This window comes from Zobellia sp. B3R18, assembly GCF_018860715.1.
GTDB lineage: Bacteria > Bacteroidota > Bacteroidia > Flavobacteriales > Flavobacteriaceae > Zobellia > Zobellia russellii.
This window is the reverse complement of the sequence record NZ_JAHKQG010000011.1, coordinates 1711502-1724146: the sequence shown is the minus strand read 5'-3', so window position 1 is coordinate 1724146 and position 12645 is coordinate 1711502. Positions and strand designations below refer to the sequence as shown.

The following is a 12645-nucleotide window of genomic DNA, read 5'->3' as shown; positions in this document are numbered from 1 at the left end:
CCCAATCATTCTCTAATTAACCCAATAAACCCTAATGAAATCTCAAGCATTTTACAATCTTAGTTTATCTTTCTCTTTCTAAACCATTGATCGTTTAAAGACAATCCTAGGTTGACTTTAAAATAACTCTCCTCAATTAGATCTGCTGCGGTAGTTCCTCTTTTTCCATATTCAAAACCTAAGTTAAGATTGGAAAGATTGTTACCCAACGGTAAACCCAAACCAAAAGTTATGCCAAAATCATTTATATCTTTTTCATTAACATACATTCCGGTCTTCTCAAGACGTACACCAGCCCTGTAAGTAACCCTTTTTAAATAGCTTCCAAAAGAATTTCTTTCCGGAGTATAAAAACCTCCCAATGCAAATGTGCTGGCGTCTTTGTATACTAAATTATCTATCTCCAAAAAGGCGTTGGAAAAATCAGTTAGCTTCTGAAAGCTATATTCCAGCCCCAAAAACCATTGCATATTTTTTCCGTAACCCAAGCCCAATGTAGTTGTGGTAGGTATGGTTACCCCAGTTTCTTTTAAGCCTTGAGAGTACAGATCAACTTCATTTACGAAACTTTCCGAGGACGGGCTTCCAATAAAAGAACCTATTCTCTGCGTATTTCTGGCCGAAAGATTGGCCTGTGTATTTATGCGTACCGATGTATACAAGGTGTGTTCATCATCTATTGCCGGTGTATAGCTAAGAGCATAATTCAAATCTACCCCGTTGATCCTAGAAACCCGCTCATCTTTTGAACCCAACAAAACACCTTCCGTGCTTTGCACTTTAAGGGTTTCTATTCTCCCAAAATTATAGTTCAGGGTTACACCAAAACTGAAATCCTTTGCAAATTCATAACCAACGGATACATAAGCCTTGTTAACACCGCCTTCACCGGAGTACTGATTTATTTCTTGAGACCCTTCTGCCCCGACCAAATCTTCAAAATTATAACCTACCGAAGAATAAGGCACGATACCAAAACCAACTCCCAAGCCTTTTTTAATACTTAACCCAATAGACAAGTAATCTAAATTGGTAACCGCCGTACTCTGCTGTTCGGTAAAGCTTTTTAAAGTAGTCTGTTTGTACGATAGCCCCGCAGTATAAGTGGTTATACCAAAATCATCCCTTCCTTGAATACCCAATTTACTATACGCGGCAGGGTTTCTAAGGTTAACATGAATACTATCGGCATACATACCTATGCCACCCATCATCTGGTTTTCTACGGTAGAACCGCTTCTTAACTCTCCTAAACCAAAATATGAATATGGGGAAACCGAACCATCTTGAGCGTACATGCCTGTTGTAAAAAGGCAAATTATGGCAAAACCTATTTTTCTGATCATTAGCGTTTGTTGTATTCCAACAGATAATTTAATCCCTTAAGGAGAAATTTGGAGTCCGCAAATATGGTATTTTTTAACCGTTTAGACAAAAATAGCATGTCACCGCCTGTTAAAATAACTGTTAAATCTGCAAAACGAGATTTGTATTGGTCTATTACACCGTCTATTTCTTGGCAAATACCGTTTACTACACCACTGTGAATACTGGTTTCGGTAGAGTTTCCAATGTAATCTATAAATTCTTTTGGCTTCAATAGCGGCAATTTTGAAGTTTGTTCGTGCAATGCCTTATATCTCATGTGCAACCCTGGGGAAATGGCCCCTCCCAAATACTCTCCGTAATCGTTCACCATGTCATAGGTAACGCATGTACCGGCGTCTATGACCAGACTGTTCCCTTTTGGATTATGATAAAATGCCGCAGTTGCCAGCGCTATACGATCAACACCCAAGGATTGTGGAGTGGCGTATGAATTCTTAAAAGGGGTTTTACTGGACGGTGTTAGTTCATGAACTTCGCAAAAAACGGTAAGCACTGACATGACTTTTCGGTCCAAATTTCCAACAGAAGCTATTATTCCACGTTTTATTTTAGGATAATGGTCACAAATTTCCTTTAGTTCCCGAGCTACATTTTCAACCTCGGAATTTTGCCGAAATATGAGGGTATCTCCCTCATACACGGCTAGTTTCACACAAGTATTACCGGCATCTATTACTAAGTTCATAGATACAAAGATCAAAAAATGTTACCTAACATTCATCTTTTTTTCAAAATTTGTTTGCATATCGCAAATTTGAAATTATATTTGCACCCCGCAAACGGGAATGGTGCCTTAGCTCAGTTGGTAGAGCAATGGACTGAAAATCCATGTGTCCCTGGTTCGATTCCTGGAGGCACCACAAAAAATCCTTACTTCGGTAAGGATTTTTTTGTTTTTGGACTTATCTTGCAAAAAACTACTGTTTTGACTGTAATAGATACCAACACCCCTCTAGAGGAACTACAGAATTATCTACTATCCAAAGAGTGGTTAGACCCCTCAGAAAAAATCATTTCCGTAGAAAAGCCCGGAGACGGCAACATGAACGTGGTACTGCGCATCACAACCGATCAACGTTCGTTTATCTTAAAGCAATCACGGCCCTACGTACAGAAATACCAACAGATCAAAGCACCTCTAGATCGTATTTTTGTAGAAAAAAAATTCTATCAAGCCGTTAGGGACAATGCCGTTCATGCCCACGTACCCAATATCATTGGTTTTGATTCTAACGAGCATTTATTACTGCTTGAAGATTTAGGTCATTGCGAGGATATGGTCTACATATACCAAAAACAGGCTATCTCAAACAGACAGTTAGACCGTCTTATTTTTATTCTAGGGCTCATTCACAGAAAAAAGGTATCCAGTGATTTTCCACAGAACCTAGAAATGCGCCAACTGAACCATCAACATATTTTTGAACTTCCATTTTTAGAGGATAACGGATTTCCATTGGACGATATACAACCTGGACTCCAAGAGCTTTCGCTTCAATACAAGAAAGACAAGAAAATAAAAAAGGTTGTAAAAAAGGTGGGGAAGAAATATCTATCACCCGGCACCACACTTCTTCATGGCGATTATTATCCAGGAAGCTGGATGACCGAATCTGAGAATCTGTACATTATAGACCCGGAATTTGGTTTTGTAGGTTTCCCCGAATTTGATTTAGGTGTCATGGCCGCACATATTATCATGGCCACTGGCAAAAAGGGCTATCTAAAACGTATTCATGCCGCCTATGATGGAGAGGCCGATCTGGAGTTAATGTCCCAAGTGGCCGGTATAGAGATTATTAGAAGGTTAATAGGGCTGGCACAATTGCCCCTAGAACGCAGTTTAAAAGAAAAAGGCAAGCTTCTGAAAAAAGCACGCAAACTCATTTTGTCTCCATGAAAAGACTTCTACTTTGGACGCTAACAGTCTTATTCATTGGCTGCAAAGAAAAAACATCTCCATTAGAAATCCCCGCTCCAATTGGCCAATCTTATATCTTGGACACTCTAGACCTTTCAGAAAAAACCTATTACGACAAAGTTTTAGGTGCTTTGGTTGGATCTGCTATTGGCGATGCCATGGGTGCTTCTACCGAAATGTGGTCTCGAAAAGACATTCAACTTAAATACGGCTACATTACGACCCTCACTCCCGCCGTACGACAACAATCACCAGAAGGCACGTGGGACCATAATTTAATTGCCGGCGCCACAACGGACGATACACGTTGGAAATATGCCATGGTCAAGTACCTATCGCTAAACAAAGAAAACCTTAGTGCTACTAATTTTGCCAATTTTATAACGGACTATTATGCATCGCTTACAAAGACCATTAGTGACAATGGTGCCGTACCGGAAACCGATTTCTTGGATACCCAGATTGAAAAAATAGACTGGATCAAGGAATGGGCACGTGTAAGCATGGCCTATCAAAAAGATACCGAAGCCTACCTAAAAGCCATGAACCGTTTTTACGGTGGTGAAATGTCTTGTGCCGGGCAACTGTATACTCCAATGTTCGGGCTTATAAGCAATAATCCTGAAGATGCTTACAATCTTGCCTATGAACATACTTTGTTTGACTTGGGGTATGCCAAGGACATATCCGCTTTGGTTTCAGCAATGACACATATGGCACTCCGGACCACCAATATGGATTCCATAATCAACACCGCCACCTTTATAGACCCGCTAGGCTACCAAGATAGCAGACTAGTAGGCCGTATTTCATATAACATGGCAGATGCTTCCGTAAAAAAAGTCCTAGCCATAAAACAACTTGTATTAGCCGATACCTTAACCGCAAAAGACAGCATTCTCTTTAAAATACCTGAGGGATTTAATGGGCTCCAAAAGGAATGGACCCGCCAAGAACTGGCCTATCAATTTTTGGAGGAAAATGAAAAGGCTATTCCCTTTCACTCTGGAGAAATCTGGCAAATTTTGATTACCGCTTTACAATATGGCGAAGGCGATTTTGAAAAAACCCTTCAATTTATAGTGAACTATGGCCGGGACAATGACACCGTTGCCGCAGTAGCCGGGATGATTCTGGGTGCCAAAGAAGGTTACTCCAACCTACCCGTAACCCTACGTACCCAAGCCCTTAAAGTTAACAAAGAAAATATGGGCATAGACCTTGAGGCCTTGGCGCTTGAAATGGTAGAGAAAAAGCACATTAACTTCCCCAACCCTTAGTTTTTAGTTAACAAAACCCGTTCTTTTTAGTGGTATATTTGTAATTGCACCACAAGCATTACTTTCATGAAAACATGGCTAAGCACTATACTCTTTCTTTGGGCTGTTTCGATTTCCTTTTCCCAAAGTAAAATCGATAAAACCCTAAAAAAGCTTAATACAGGATCCGTAGACTACATTCATGTTGAACAACTTGAAAACGCCACAAACCCCATTTTTATTGATGCTCGAGAGAAGACTGAATACGAAGTAAGCCACTTAAAAGATGCCATTTGGGTGGGATATGATACGTTTCAGTTGGACTCCGTTACTTCACATCTACAAAATAAAAACAAGGAAATAGTCGTTTACTGTTCCATTGGGGTACGATCGGAAGATATTGGGGAAAAGTTGAAAAAAGCGGGGTATACCAATGTAAAAAATCTATATGGAGGCATTTTTGAATGGAAAAACAAAGGCTATCCGGTTTATGATTCTATTGGAAACCCCACCGAAAATGTCCACGCCTTTAACAAACATTGGGGCAAACTACTAAATGCAGGAGAGAAAGTTTACGACAAATAAAACGTCTAATGGGTTCTAGAAATTTCAACACATTACAAACCATTAAAATCTTTCGCATTTGAGTATTATATCGCCCCAAGAAAAACAAAAAGACGCCGCTACGGTAAACTATACCAATATAGCATCAAAAAACCTTCTGCTCATTTTTACGAGAAACCCGCAATTGGGCAAATGTAAAACTAGATTGGCAGCTACGGTCGGAAATGAAACAGCTTTGGACATTTACAAGTTTTTACTGAACCACACGGTAAACATTACCAAAGACTTAAATGCCGCAAAACAAGTTTGGTATTCCGAAGAAATTTGGGCAGATGATATTTGGAGCCCTAGTATATTTGACAAAAGATTGCAGCAAGGCAATGATTTGGGCATTCGTATGGCCAAGGCCTTTCAAGATGGTTTTGCTTCAGGCTTTGAACGTATTATCATCATAGGAAGCGATATGTACGACCTTAATCAAAATGATATACAGAATGCTTTTTCCCAGTTAAAGAAAAACGATTTTGTAGTTGGGCCTGCCGAAGATGGTGGCTATTACCTTCTAGGAATGAATTCCTTTAAACCAGAGCTTTTCTCCAATAAAGATTGGGGCAAGGAAACCGTTTTAGCCAGCACCTTGGAAAACCTTAAAAACGAAAAATATCATATTTTAGAAGCACGTAACGATGTGGACGTTTATGAAGATATTAAAGACATAAATGCCTTTAAGCCCTATTTAAAACATATTAAAACATGATACAAAAACAATTAAACGAATCTGTTGCCTATTTACAGAGCAAAGGATTTGACAATCCGGAAATTGGTATTGTACTGGGCACCGGCCTTGGTAAATTGGCCGATCAAATAGAAGACCCTATTGAGGCGCATTACAACCATATTCCTTTCTTTCCCCTGGCCACCGTAGAATTTCACTCCGGAAAGCTTATTTACGGTACCCTGGAAGGGAAAAAGGCAGTGGTCATGCAAGGGCGATTTCACTTGTATGAAGGGTATGACTTTTTAGATATTACCTACCCCATTCGTGTTATGCACCAACTGGGTATTAAAAAATTATTTATTTCCAATGCTGCAGGAGCCATCAATCTGGACTATAAAGAAGGCGACTTAATGCTTATTGAGGATCATATTAACCTTCAAGGCGGATCTCCTTTGGCATTTAAAGGTGTTGGGAAGTTTGGTGACCGTTTTACGGACATGTCCGAGCCCTATGACATACCAATGCGCCAAACCCTGACTAAAATCGCGGAGAAAGAAGATATAACACTTCATAAGGGCGTATATGTTTCGGTGGTGGGACCACAACTGGAGACCAAGGCAGAATACCGGATGCTTAAAATTATTGGCGCAGATGCCGTGGGCATGAGTACAGTGCCCGAAGTTATTGTTGCCAACCATTTGAACCTGCCCATTATTGCCGTTTCTGTTATTACGGATGAGTGCAACCCAGACAATCTTAAACCCGCGGACATACAACGTATCCTTAAAACGGCCGAAGCGGCAGAGCCCAAAATGGTAAAGCTATTCAGGGAGCTGATAAAAACCCTATAGACTATACTTCTAGGTTGAAAAAAGAAACCAATAAGCTCCTATATGTAAGTTTTTGCATCTAGGAGCTACTTATTGAGAAACCTTAGAAGCATGCAATTTAAACTAATGGCTAAAATGGCAGTGTTATCAATTTTCTCCTTTGCTGGACTTTTTTCTTTTTTTGGAGGGAGAGAAATGCCTCAACACCATTTTTCCGGTAACGAGCAGAGCAAAACTTTAGACCACTCCGCTTGGAACACCCTTTTAAAGAAACATGTAGATCTTACGGGAAATGTAGACTATAAAGCTTTTAAGACAGACCAAGCCACATTAACCGCTTATCTAGATTATCTGGCGGATTCGGTTCCTTCCGAAAATTGGACCAAAGAAGAGGGGCTGGCTTATTACATCAACCTTTATAATGCCGCTACGGTACAGTTAATTCTGAACAACTACCCTACCAAAAGCATAAAAGACATAAAAGACCCGTGGGGAAAAGAATGGGTGAAAATTGGTGATGAAAGTTATTCTCTTGGCGATATTGAGCATAAAATACTTCGTAAAATGGATGAGCCCAGAATTCACTTTGCCATTAACTGCGCTTCTTTCTCATGTCCAAAATTGCTTAACGAGGCCTATACAGCCCAAAAACTTGAGAACCAACTTCAGCAGGCGTCAAAAGACTTTGTAAACGACCCTACAAGAAATATCATCTCAAAAGAAAAGCTACAGCTTTCCAACATCTTTAAGTGGTACAAAAAAGATTTTACCGAAAACGGGAACCTTATCGACTATATCAAAAACTATAGCCATACAGACATAGACCAAAAAGCCAACATAAAATACCTTACCTACGATTGGAGTTTAAATGAAAAAAAATAGACTTCAAATAAGCATTATTATTCCGGTATTGAACGAAGCTCATGGCATTGTCCAAATGCTCAATCACCTAACCGAAAATAGCTCCTCTAACAACATCAAAGAAATATTGATAGTAGACGGGGGAAGCACGGACACTACCGTTGCCCTCGCAGAGCGTAATGGCGCTAGAGTTATAACCTCCGCAAAAGGAAGGGCCAAACAATTAAATTATGGTGCCAAACACGCTTATGGAGACATACTTTACTTTTTACACGCCGATACTTTCCCCCCAAAGGATTTTGATGTTTCAATACTAAATGCCATAGCGGATGGTTACAAAACGGGTTGTTTTCAAATGAAGTTTGACAGTGACAGTAAATTCTTGAACTTCTTTGCCTGGTTTACCCGTGTTAACCACAAATTATGCAGAGGTGGAGACCAATCTTTATTCATCACAAAATCCCTTTTCACCAATTCGGGTGGGTTTAATGAGGCGTATGTAGTCTATGAGGACAATGAATTTATAGGCCGCTTATACAAAAGCGCATTCTTTAAAGTTTTGCCTCGCCACGTAAAGACCTCAGCAAGAAGATACGAAGAAAGAGGCATGCTCAGGCTACAGTATCATTTTGGAATGATGCATTTAAAAAACTACTTGGGTGCCGGACCAGAGCAACTGTACGACTATTACAAAAGAAAAATTTCGATTTAGCGGATAGGGCCTATTTCCCCTAACTCATGATCTAGAAGAATTCCTTCACTTATCCATTTGGCCAAAGCCTGACGGTTTTCAGGATCCAATATACGCCTCTGATCTTTCTTGTTTCTAATGTTCCCCACCTCTATAAAAGTCATTGCCGGGTGCGTCTTCTTTACTAAATACAAAGAAGTCCGGTCTTGAAAAGTTCCCGAATAAGTGCGGTTAGGCTGATATTTTTTATATTTTTTCTGAAAAGTCTTATGGATACTTTCCGCCAGTTTTTTACCGTTCTTGCTCTTTTCATGATGGTAGAAAAACACGTCTATATTCTGCCCTACGCTACGGCTGTCTATATGGGTAACTATAAGGCGTTGGTATTTACCCCTATTTTGTCTATATAAATCGTTTACGATATTTACCCGTTGTTTTAAACGGGCCACTTGGTTCAAAGGAATGGTTTTGTTAGGGTAGGCCACTTCATCATGATCTATTTCTAGAACACGTTCATCCCTAATCCCATCGTTTTCATCCCTAATAATAATATAAACAGTAGCCCCATGGGACAATAGTTCTTTGGCCAAACGCAACGTTATGTCATACGCATACTCATCTTCAGCAATAGATTTACCACCATAAGTTGCCATTGCTCCAGGGTCCGGCCCACCATGGCCAGAAACCAAATAATAGACTGCTCCCTTCAACTTCTCGGTCTTAGGCAGTACCGTTTCATGGTCTTTACCAAAGATGGCGTAATTCTTACCTTCTATTTTTTTAATTTCCTTGGTCTTTCTTTGAATGGAATCTACAACATCAACCGTATCCAAGTCCGCAGAAGGTATTTTGTAAGTTCTACCCGCATACAAATGAACACTGTCCCTAAGGTTTTCAATATTCATTGAGATAAAATCATCATAATGATCATATGGGTTTACCCCTTGTTTTCTTAATAAGGAAAGTATACCATCGCCTTTTTCGGCAACAACCGTCTGTATCGTATCCTGAGCGAAAGACGACATTGTAAAACCTGCGGCAACCAGAAATACCGCTACTTTTAAGCGAGAAGAAAAACTATAAACCATTAAACAAACTGTATCAAAAAACCAAAATGTATCTATTTCACCAAGAAAGTGGTTCTTTCTCTAAAAATCAAAAACAATGCCTAAAATTATTGGAATGCGGTACAAAATTAAAGAACCAAGGGATAAAACAAGAAGGCTTTAAAGAATTTAGTTAACCATTTCTTCAACAGTACACCTTTTCTTCTCTTTTTAGGTAAGTTGACTTTGACGATAACTTTTAGGGGACTGACCTATGTGCCTTTTGAAATACTTTACAAAATAAGAAGCATCCTCAAACCCCAAACGAAACGCTATTTCATTAATCTGCAATGTAGTAAACCGCACCAGTCTTTTGGCCTCCAATATAGTTCTTTCGGCAATGACTTGAGATGGCGACCTCCCTACTACCGCATTTGTTAAAGTAGCTAATGTTTTGGACGAAATATTTAAAATACGGGCATATTCAACCACTGAAAGTCCCTCTTTAAAATTAGCCTCCACCAACTCCTTAAAATCGAAAAACTGCCGTTCATAAAGACTGTTAAGCTGTATGGGATTTTGAGCGTCCTCTTGGTGAAAACGTTCTAGCTGTATCAAAAAAGCCTTCAGCAAAAAACGGATACTGTCTTCGTAACCAAAACGATTTCGCTCCTTTAATTCAGTTTTAATAAGAGAAATATAGGTTGAAGCCAGGGTTACGGTATCGCCCTCAATAGTATAGCAAGGTTTTTCCAACATATGGAATATGTTGAATTTAAGAAACATGTCCACATCTGTATGCTTAAAAAAACTTTCATTAAAATGAATAAGCCAACCTTGAACTTCTTCATTTTCATCAAATGCATGTACTTGGTCCTTAGTTACAAAGAGCAGGGTATTCTTTTTAATGGCATACCGCTTAAAATCTACCACATGCGTGCCTCCTTCATTAAAAAACCAGATAATCTGATAATAGCTATGGGAATGGGGTATAGCGGCCAAATCGCCACTTTTTTTCCTATATGTATTTAAATCGTACAACTCAAATTGAAGCTTACGCGGATGCATTTTATGCAGATGGTACTGTTCAATTTTTGTTTTCGAACGTTGCATTGATTGGGGTTGGTAGTGGTTTACGAATCCTTGGTCGCAAAAGAAACAGAACACTAACGACTACCCCATAATTTTTTGTGCCGCGTTAATGCCACTAATAATGGCACCATCCATATAGCCACCGTGAACAAGGGAAGTCTCCGCACCTGAAAACCAAAGTTTTCCGTTCAAATAGCTTTTGGTAAAAACAGGGTTCCCGTAAGACGGACTCATATAAATAGACTTTATAGTCTCGCAAGAAGTATGTCTATCTTTAGACCAATCTTTTTCTTCATAAGTAAGGTAATTCAAAACTTCGGCCCCTAAGTATTTAGATAAGTAGTCTAGAATCCGTTGTTTTCTATTTTCTTCGGAAGTATCTCTTAGCCCTTCATTTACAAAGCCCATTAGGGCAAAATGTGAATTCTCCGCATCATTGTGATCGTACAATTCCGTAACGGCACCCACTTGACCAATAACCATCCCTGAAAAATTCTTGTTTCGCCAAAATGGCTCTTTAAATGTCAACCCCACTTTTATGGCATTGCTCATCCAGGTATGGGTCTTATCCATTACAGCTCCAACCTCAACAGGTAATTCAGGAGAAAAGGAAATACGGGTAGCTATTTTAGGCGGAATGGTAACAATAACCTTCTCTCCATAAAATACTCCTTTGTTGGTTTCTACCCGTACTCCGTCTTCTGTTTCTGAAATGCTTAAAACATTAGTATTGGTCTGTATTTTGTCTAACACAGGTTTAGCTAATGCCTGAATCAAAGCTTGCGAATTTCCCTTAATACGATAGGCAGCTGGGGTGTTCGGGTCATTCTCAAAATAATGTTCGGGTGCCATGGTGCTATAGACCAATACGCTCTTCCCTTTATTATATTGATGGTACTTTTCTATACCCAGCTCATTTAAAAGCTCAATTACCGCTTCATGATGTGTCTGGAACCAAGTAGCACCAAAATCAATCCCGTTTTGGGTTAAAATGCGCCCCCCAATACGATCTCGTGATTCTAACACTCTAAAACCACTTACACCCTTGCCGAATAATTTATAAGCCGATGTTAGACCTGAGAGCCCCGCTCCTATTATGATATATTTAGAAAAATTCTCTTTCAAACTTACTTCATTAAATGTGTTCCGTGCACCACTGCAGCTCCTGCTCTTAATGCCGCGGAAACCATAGTAACTTCTGCCAACTCTTCTTCCGTAGCACCTGCCGCTATTGCCGCATCCTTATGTATTTCAAGACAATAAGGACATTGTGTTGTCAAAGCTACAGCAACTGCCATCAACTCTTTATACTTTTTTGGTATGGCACCTTCTGCTAGAGCAGCTTGATCAAAAGCCCAAAAAGCCTTCATTGCCTTTTCTGATCCTTTCCCTAGAGCTTTTAACTTCTCTAGATTCTTCATGTCGTACATAACTTTACGTATTTTAAAAATAGAAGAGGGTGAAGCAATTCGTATGTTTCCTTTGAGACAACAAACCGTTTCCATCATCCATCAATGGTTAACAAACTTAGTTTCTTCCAGACATTACACCGCCATCCGTGTCCCAAATAGCTCCCGTTACCCACGAAGCCTTATCAGAAAGTAAAAAAGAGATGGTATTGGCTACATCTTCCGGTTTTCCGTATCGCCCAATAGGATGAAAACCGTGGAAACCTTGCAAAGCTTCGTGCGCTTCTTCCTGCCCTCCAAAAACACTGTCATAAACAGGAGTTTGAACCACTGCTGGAGAAACGGCATTCACTCGGATCTTAGAATCTGCCAACTCCATGGCCAAATGTTGCGTTAAGGAATGTAAACCTGCTTTCTGCATAGAATATGCCGTTGAAGGCGTAGCTTTCACTGCCTGCTTAGCCCACATAGAGCCTACATTTACAATAGACCCACCACCTGTGGCTGCCATCTTTCTAGCTACATTCTGTGTAATGAAATAGAACCCTCTGTTCAAATCCATATATGAATTGTAGTCTGCCACAGTGTGATCCAAAAATGGTTTTGGTCTAAAAATACCCGAAGCGTTCACTAGGTAATCTAAATTATCCCAACCGCTTATTTCTGCATTTAAACTGTCCAATTCGGTTGCATTGGTAATATCTACTTTATGGGTCGTTAAATCTCCCGTAGCTTCTTCTTTAAAAGCCGCTAGTTTTTCCGGATTTGTTCCAACAACGTGTACCTCTACACCATCACTTAACAGCTTTTGTGCCGTTGCTTTCCCAATTCCGCTACTACCTCCAATTATTAATGCTCTTTTCAT

14 protein-coding genes and 1 tRNA gene are annotated in these 12645 nt (G+C 39.8%); 8 read left to right on the top strand and 7 right to left on the bottom strand.

Annotated features, from left to right (window positions below; translation table 11 throughout):
- Positions 1 to 59: 59 nt before the first annotated feature.
- On the bottom strand, positions 60 to 1346 hold the full coding sequence (locus KO513_RS13670) for a hypothetical protein (RefSeq protein WP_215913823.1): 1287 nt from the start codon (positions 1344 to 1346) through the stop codon (positions 60 to 62).
- Positions 1346 to 2074 carry a type III pantothenate kinase gene (locus tag KO513_RS13665; protein ID WP_215437846.1) on the bottom strand — a complete coding sequence of 243 codons (729 nt, stop codon included), beginning with the start codon at positions 2072 to 2074 and terminating at the stop codon, positions 1346 to 1348. Before KO513_RS13665 ends, KO513_RS13670 begins: the two co-directional genes overlap by 1 nt.
- Before the next feature lie 102 nt (positions 2075 to 2176).
- Here KO513_RS13665 and KO513_RS13660 point away from each other — a divergent pair.
- The 8 genes from KO513_RS13660 (at position 2177) to KO513_RS13625 (ending at position 8254) form a co-directional block, all read left to right on the top strand.
- Positions 2177 to 2249: transfer RNA gene (locus tag KO513_RS13660), tRNA-Phe, on the top strand.
- A 65-nt stretch (positions 2250 to 2314) separates the two neighbouring features.
- Positions 2315 to 3289, top strand: coding sequence for a phosphotransferase (locus KO513_RS13655; RefSeq protein WP_215913822.1), 975 nt, complete (start codon positions 2315 to 2317; stop codon positions 3287 to 3289).
- A complete protein-coding gene (locus KO513_RS13650) occupies positions 3286 to 4590 on the top strand; it encodes an ADP-ribosylglycohydrolase family protein (RefSeq protein WP_215913821.1) in 1305 nt (434 codons plus the stop codon). Before KO513_RS13655 ends, KO513_RS13650 begins: the two co-directional genes overlap by 4 nt.
- A gap of 66 nt (positions 4591 to 4656) precedes the next feature.
- Complete coding sequence (locus KO513_RS13645) at positions 4657 to 5154, top strand: rhodanese-like domain-containing protein (protein WP_215913820.1); 498 nt, start codon at positions 4657 to 4659, stop codon at positions 5152 to 5154.
- Between the two features lie 58 nt (positions 5155 to 5212).
- A complete protein-coding gene (locus tag KO513_RS13640; RefSeq protein WP_252735801.1) occupies positions 5213 to 5890 on the top strand; it encodes a TIGR04282 family arsenosugar biosynthesis glycosyltransferase in 678 nt (225 codons plus the stop codon).
- Entirely contained in the window at positions 5887 to 6702 is an 816-nt protein-coding gene (locus tag KO513_RS13635; protein WP_215913819.1) for a purine-nucleoside phosphorylase, read from the top strand. The genes KO513_RS13640 and KO513_RS13635 overlap by 4 nt, the downstream gene beginning before the upstream one ends.
- Positions 6703 to 6792: 90 nt before the next feature.
- Entirely contained in the window at positions 6793 to 7563 is a 771-nt protein-coding gene (locus KO513_RS13630) for a DUF547 domain-containing protein (RefSeq protein WP_215913818.1), read from the top strand.
- The gene (locus KO513_RS13625) at positions 7550 to 8254 is read left to right on the top strand and encodes a TIGR04283 family arsenosugar biosynthesis glycosyltransferase (RefSeq protein ID WP_215913817.1); all 705 of its coding nucleotides are present in this window, start codon (positions 7550 to 7552) and stop codon (positions 8252 to 8254) included. The genes KO513_RS13630 and KO513_RS13625 overlap by 14 nt, the downstream gene beginning before the upstream one ends.
- Here KO513_RS13625 and KO513_RS13620 read toward each other — a convergent pair.
- From KO513_RS13620 to KO513_RS13600, 5 genes are all read right to left on the bottom strand, one after another.
- Positions 8251 to 9321, bottom strand: a complete 1071-nt coding sequence (locus KO513_RS13620) for an N-acetylmuramoyl-L-alanine amidase family protein (RefSeq protein WP_215913816.1) — start codon at positions 9319 to 9321, stop codon at positions 8251 to 8253. The two genes, KO513_RS13625 and KO513_RS13620, sit on opposite strands and share 4 nt — an antisense overlap.
- Positions 9322 to 9510: 189 nt before the next feature.
- The gene (locus KO513_RS13615) at positions 9511 to 10392 is read right to left on the bottom strand and encodes a helix-turn-helix domain-containing protein (RefSeq protein WP_215913815.1); all 882 of its coding nucleotides are present in this window, start codon (positions 10390 to 10392) and stop codon (positions 9511 to 9513) included.
- Between the two features lie 60 nt (positions 10393 to 10452).
- A complete protein-coding gene (locus KO513_RS13610; RefSeq protein WP_215913814.1) occupies positions 10453 to 11496 on the bottom strand; it encodes a flavin monoamine oxidase family protein in 1044 nt (347 codons plus the stop codon).
- Between the two features lie 2 nt (positions 11497 to 11498).
- On the bottom strand, positions 11499 to 11801 hold the full coding sequence (locus KO513_RS13605) for a carboxymuconolactone decarboxylase family protein (RefSeq protein ID WP_215913813.1): 303 nt from the start codon (positions 11799 to 11801) through the stop codon (positions 11499 to 11501).
- 97 nt (positions 11802 to 11898) lie between these two features.
- Positions 11899 to 12645 carry an SDR family NAD(P)-dependent oxidoreductase gene (locus KO513_RS13600; RefSeq protein WP_215913812.1) on the bottom strand — a complete coding sequence of 249 codons (747 nt, stop codon included), beginning with the start codon at positions 12643 to 12645 and terminating at the stop codon, positions 11899 to 11901.